Genomic DNA, 1758 nt, shown 5'->3' with positions numbered 1-1758 from the left:
GCCCACCCCTGGAGGCCCCCCGTTCGGTGGTGGTGCTGGAGGGGGCCGAAAGGATGGCAGAGGGAGCTGCTAATGCCTTGCTCAAAACCTTGGAGGAGCCTGGMCAGGGCCTATTGATCTTGTTARCGGCGGCGCCAGAGCAATTGCTGAGCACAATTTTGAGCCGCTGCATGCGGATTTCATTTCGCCCCTTGGCCCCTGCTGAACTTGCTGAGGTGGTGCCTGATCAAGGCGATCCAGCTGAATTATTGGCCCTTGCGGCMGGATCCCCAGGGGCACTGCTGGAATGGCGGCGGCGCTGGCAGGAATTGCCAGAAGCTTTGCTYGTGATGCCTGAAAATCCAATGGCAGCAATGGAYTTAGCGCGTCAAATCAGCGATCAATTGGACGGCGAACAACAATTGTGGTTAATAGGCCTTTTGCAACGCAGGCTTTGGCTAAGCACTGGGCAGGTGAAACAGCTGCAGCGCCTAGAGCGATTAGGCAAACACTTAAAAGGAAATGTGCAACCGCGGTTGGCGTGGGAAGTGGCCCTACTAGACCTGTGCGCTTARTTCCCGCTGCTGCTGTTGGGCGCGGAAYTCAGCCATCAAGGCAATGCAATCGGTTAAGTGGTTGCCAGAGGGCAACTCGAGGCAATAGCCGGCKCCGTAAACGGTTTTGATGAACCTTGGTTTGCGGGGATCTGGCTCGAGTTTGGTGCGCAGGTGGCGGATGTGAACRCGGATGGTTTCGATGTCGTCGTCTGGTTCATARCCCCACACCTCCTTGAGGATCAAAGAGGGGGCAACCGTTTGACCATGGCGTTGCAACAGGCAATGGAGCAGTTCAAATTCAAGGTGGGTAAGCCGCACCGCCTGTTCAAACCAAATCGCTTCGAAGCGTTCTGGCACCAGGGTGATCGGTCCGAAATTGAGTATTTCGTTGTGCTTGCTTGAGAGGGGTGCCCGATCACTGCGGCGCAACAGGGCCTTGATGCGAGCTAGGAATTCTTCGAGTTCAAAGGGTTTGGTGAGGTAATCATCGGCGCCAGAATTGAAACCAGTTACCTTGTCTTTGGTGCCRCCGAGGGCGGTGAGCATCAAAATTGGTATTTGAGCCGTGCGTTCATCGCGCCGCAACCTTTGGCAAAGGGTKAGRCCATCCACGTTTGGCAACATCAAATCGAGCACGATTAGATCTGGCGCGTATTGCAGAGCAAGCGCTTGACCCTTAATGCCGTCTTCTGCTTTTTGCACATCAAAACCGGAATGCTCAAGGCTGCCAGCCACGAGCTCACGCATGTCCCGGTCGTCTTCGATTAAGAGGATGCAGGGCTTCATTAATGCTGCTGGGTGAGGTAAAAGCTGGGCTTAGCTAAATCAGTTGAAGCAAAACCCAGGCATCGAGCCCAGGGCGCCTTCAAAATTACTTATTTACTATAGAGGATTAAAAATCTGATGAGCTATCACCAGGCCCTTCAATCGATCGGCTGAGTCTGGCTAGTCTTAGCTGGAGGATATTCTGATTTGCTACAGATTTGAAAATGATAAATTGTTAAACAAAAAATAAATAAATAATATATATTTGCAATTTRGATACTAGATTTTTATTAAAAATCAAAAATACTTAAAACCAATATACTTAAAACTAAGATATTTAAAACTAAGATATTAAAACCCAAAACAAATAACCGTTAATTATTGGCTTACTTGCTTGCCTGAATTACTAATATAATTATAATTAATTCTATTCAAAACTCCCCGGGCGGGATTCGAA

General features: G+C 49.4%; 2 protein-coding genes. One reads left to right on the top strand and one right to left on the bottom strand.

Annotated features, from left to right (window positions below):
* Positions 1 to 8: 8 nt before the first annotated feature.
* On the top strand, positions 9 to 554 hold the full coding sequence (locus C7K08_RS13910) for a hypothetical protein (protein WP_341272174.1): 546 nt from the start codon (positions 9 to 11) through the stop codon (positions 552 to 554).
* Here C7K08_RS13910 and C7K08_RS13905 read toward each other — a convergent pair.
* Positions 537 to 1322, bottom strand: coding sequence for a response regulator transcription factor (locus C7K08_RS13905; protein ID WP_106501112.1), 786 nt, complete (start codon positions 1320 to 1322; stop codon positions 537 to 539). The genes C7K08_RS13910 and C7K08_RS13905 overlap by 18 nt on opposite strands.
* Positions 1323 to 1758: the final 436 nt, after the last annotated feature.

It is taken from the genome of Synechococcus lacustris str. Tous (assembly GCF_003011125.1).
Lineage (GTDB): Bacteria > Cyanobacteriota > Cyanobacteriia > PCC-6307 > Cyanobiaceae > Synechococcus_D > Synechococcus_D lacustris.
This window is presented reverse-complemented; position numbering and strand designations above follow the sequence as displayed.